Raw genomic sequence first — 3,347 nt, 5'->3', positions numbered from 1 at the left:
CCCGGCAGGCCAGAGGGGGGGCACTGTCCCGCCCGCCTCTCCACAAGAGAGACACGCCGCTTCACCCCGCCAGCCGACTCACCATTTCGTGCTGGGCATAGGCGCGGCCAAAACGGTTGGCTAGAAACGCGTCCAGCGCGATGTCTTCCTGCTTGATGAAGCCGGTCGCCGGCAGGCTGCCGTCGGCCAGCATGTCGAGCACGGCGCAGATGCCGGACGCCGTGGTGATCTGGATGGCGCTGCGCACCACCTGGCCGATACGCTGGGAATAGACCTTGTTGGCGTAGGTCTCCTGCAGCAGGCGGCCGTTCTTGCGGCCGGAGACGGTGACGAAGACGATGACGACGTCCTGCAATGTCGCCGGCAGGGCGCTTTCAAAAATGTCCTTCAGCACGTCGCGGCGATGGCGCAGGCCGAGGTCGTTGAGCAGCGCCTTCATGATCGCGGCGTGGCCGGGGTAGCGAATGGTGCGGTAGTTGAGCGTGCGCACCTTGCCCTTCAGCGTCTCGGCCAGTGTGCCGAGGCCGCCGGAGGTGTTGAATGCCTCGTAGGTGACGCCGTCGAGCGAGAACTCCTCGCGCTCTTCCAGCGGCGGCACCTCGACCAGCTCGCCTTCGACGATCGCCTCGCAGGGCTCGCAATATTCGTTGATGACGCCGTCGGTGCTCCAGGTGAGATTGTAGTTCAGCGCGTTGGACGGGTATTGCGGCAGGGCGCCGACGCGCATGCGCACGCTTTCCAGCGAATCGAACCGGCTGGCGAGATCGTTGGCGACGATCGAGATGAAGCCCGGCGCCAGGCCGCATTGCGGAATGAAGGCGCTTCTGCCCGAACGCGCCAATTCCTTGACGCGGCGGGTCGAGACGACGTCCTCGGTCAGGTCGAGATAGTGCACGCCGGCACTGGCCGCCGCCTCGGCGATGCGGGTGGTCAGATGGAAGGGAGCGGCGCTGAGCACCGCGAATTTGCCGGCGAGTGCGGCTTCAAGCGTGCCGGACGCTTCGATGTCGAGCTCCAGCGTCGCAACCGTGGCCGGGACTTCGGCCGCTGCGAGCTGTGCTGCCGAGCGGTCGACGAGCGTGACCTGATAATCTCCCGTGGCGGCGAGCATCTCGGCAATGGTCGAGCCGATCTTGCCGGCGCCGACAACGACAATTTTCTTCATGACAAATCCCTCACTGGTTGTGAGCACAGATTCGCAGCTTGCCCGTCGAAAGGAAGCGTGGTTCTGTACGAAACGAACCCATTGATTGGTCAGTCCGCCGAGAAGAATCGTCGAAATGCTCAGCGATGCCGAACAGACCCTGCTTTCGCTGCTGCGCGAGAATGCGCGCGCCTCGACCGCCGAGCTGGCGCGGCGGCTTGGCGTCTCGCGGACAACCGTGCAGAGCCGGATCGAACGGCTGGAGCAGCGCGGCATCATATCAGGCTACGGCGTGCGGCTGGCGCCGGATTATGAGCAGGGGCTGGTGCGGGCGCATGTGCTGCTCACCGTGACGCCCAAGCTTGCCGACAAGGTGGTGCGCGGCCTGCGCGGTTTGGCGACGGTCAGGACGCTGCATTCGGTCAGCGGCAATTTCGACATGATCGTCATCGTCGATGCGCCATCAATCCGCGACCTCGACATGCTGCTCGATCAGATCGGCGCCATGGATGGAGTCGAGCGGACGCTGTCGTCGATCATCCTGTCGACGCGGATAGATAGGTGAGGGGACCTCTCAACCCAAGCTGGGCTTGAACAGCACCAGCCGTTTCGCCGGCTAATCCGTAGCCAGCGGAAAACGCACCACCACCGCAAGTCCCGGTCGGCAATCCTCGAGCGTGATCGATGCGCCGTGCAGATCGGCGATGGCCCGGACAAGGCTGAGCCCGAGGCCGCTGCCTGATGTCGAGCGGCTGTGGTCCAGCCGGTAGAGCCGCTGGAACACTTTCTCGCGCTCTGCCGCCGGAATGCCGGGACCGTTGTCGGCGACGCCCGCAACGACGCGTTCGTCCTGGCGCGCCACCGACAGCTTTATCGTCGTGCCCGATGGACAATGGCGCAACGCGTTCTCGACCAGATTGGCGAACATCTGCGTCAGCAGCTCGCGATCGCCATGGATCCGGTCCGTCGTTTCCTGTGGTTGCGCCAACGACAGCGACTTTCCGTCGTCCTCGGCAACATCGGCATAGATCTCGGCGATGGTTTGCAGCACCTCGCCCAGATCGACATCGGTGAACCGCGCCCGGCGGGCGCCGGCCTCGATCTGCGCGATGCGCAGCAGGGCATCGAAGGTCTCGTTGATCTGCAGGCTCTCGGCATGCGCCTCCGCCAGTTCAGCGGCGATTTTCCGGCCCGACAGGTTCTTTTCCGACGCGGTGTCGAGGATCATCTGCAACCGGTTGAGCGGCGTCTTCAGATCGTGGGCGATGTTGGCGCTGACCTGTTTCATGCCTTCGACCAGCGCCGACAGGCGGTCGAGCGCGGCATTGACCTGGCTGGAGACGATGTCGATGTCGTCGCCCTTGCCGGTCAGCGGAATGCGGGTGTCCAGCCGTCCATGCGAGACATCCACCATGGTGGCGGCGATGCCGTCGAGACGGCGCTGGACGCGCGAGGCGAGCAGGGCGCCGCCGGCGACCGCCAGCCCGGTGATGATCAGGGTTCCCCAGCCAAAGCTCATCAGCACGATCCTCTCCAGCTCCTCCGTCTCGGAAAGGCTGAAGGCGACGGTCAGCGTGTTGCCGCCGACCGGGCCGGAATAGGCGCGGTACTCGGCGCCGGGCGGCACGCCGGGCATTTCGGTGTCGAACATCGAGAAGCCGTCGGGAAGCCCTGCCGCGGTGAAGTTGCCGGCCAGGCGATTGCCCGTTGCGTCGGTCAACGAAAACAGCTGCTCCTTCTTGAGGCTGCGCAGGGAGTGGCTGCCGACGGTCTCAACCAGCTCCTTGAGATCGTTCTCGGCATAGGTCGCGGCGACGACCGCGTAGGTTTCCTTGATGGTGTCGTCGAGCCGCTCGGCAAGATCGGCGCTCATCATCTGGTAGACGATGGCGCCAGACAGGACGAAGGCCAGCACGAACAGGAAGGCGAAGGTCAGGGCAAGCCGGAATGGCGTGCTGCGCAGCAGGCGGGACCAGGTTCCGGTCATGGCGCGTGCAGGCTGTAGCCGGTGTTGCGGACGGTGTGGATGAGTTGGGTTTCGAAGGGCTTGTCGACCTTGGCCCGCAGCCGGCTGATATGGGTCTCGACGACGCTGGTCCTGGGATCGAAATGAAAATCCCAGACCCGCTCCAGAAGCATGGTGCGGGTGATGACGCGGCCTTCGCCGCGCATCAGCACTTCCAGCAAGCTGAACTCCCGCGGC

The 3,347-nt window shown here is 64.8% G+C and carries 4 protein-coding genes; 1 reads left to right on the top strand and 3 read right to left on the bottom strand.

The annotated features are described in order from the left end of the window. Positions 1-61: 61 nt before the first annotated feature. Positions 62-1,165, bottom strand: coding sequence for a saccharopine dehydrogenase family protein (locus EN879_RS29055; RefSeq protein WP_024504078.1), 1,104 nt, complete (start codon positions 1,163-1,165; stop codon positions 62-64). A 115-nt stretch (positions 1,166-1,280) separates the two neighbouring features. On the opposite strand from EN879_RS29055, the gene EN879_RS29050 reads away from it, so the two are divergent. Beyond that, entirely contained in the window at positions 1,281-1,709 is a 429-nt protein-coding gene (locus EN879_RS29050) for an Lrp/AsnC family transcriptional regulator (protein ID WP_013528746.1), read from the top strand. 51 nt (positions 1,710-1,760) lie between these two features. Here the strand turns inward: EN879_RS29050 and EN879_RS29045 are convergent, their stop codons facing one another. Further along, positions 1,761-3,131: a HAMP domain-containing sensor histidine kinase gene (locus EN879_RS29045; RefSeq protein WP_024504077.1), complete on the bottom strand. Its 1,371-nt coding sequence runs from the start codon at positions 3,129-3,131 to the stop codon at positions 1,761-1,763. Further along, a partial coding sequence (locus EN879_RS29040; protein ID WP_164774641.1) for a winged helix-turn-helix domain-containing protein occupies positions 3,128-3,347 on the bottom strand: 220 nt, incomplete at its 5' end. The genes EN879_RS29040 and EN879_RS29045, both read right to left, overlap by 4 nt.

Origin of the sequence: Mesorhizobium sp. M7A.F.Ca.AU.002.02.1.1 (assembly GCF_003998535.1) — a bacterium.
Taxonomy (GTDB): Bacteria; Pseudomonadota; Alphaproteobacteria; order Rhizobiales; family Rhizobiaceae; genus Mesorhizobium; species Mesorhizobium ciceri.
The sequence above is the reverse complement of the archived record's forward strand: the minus strand, read 5'-3'. Positions and strand labels throughout refer to the sequence as shown.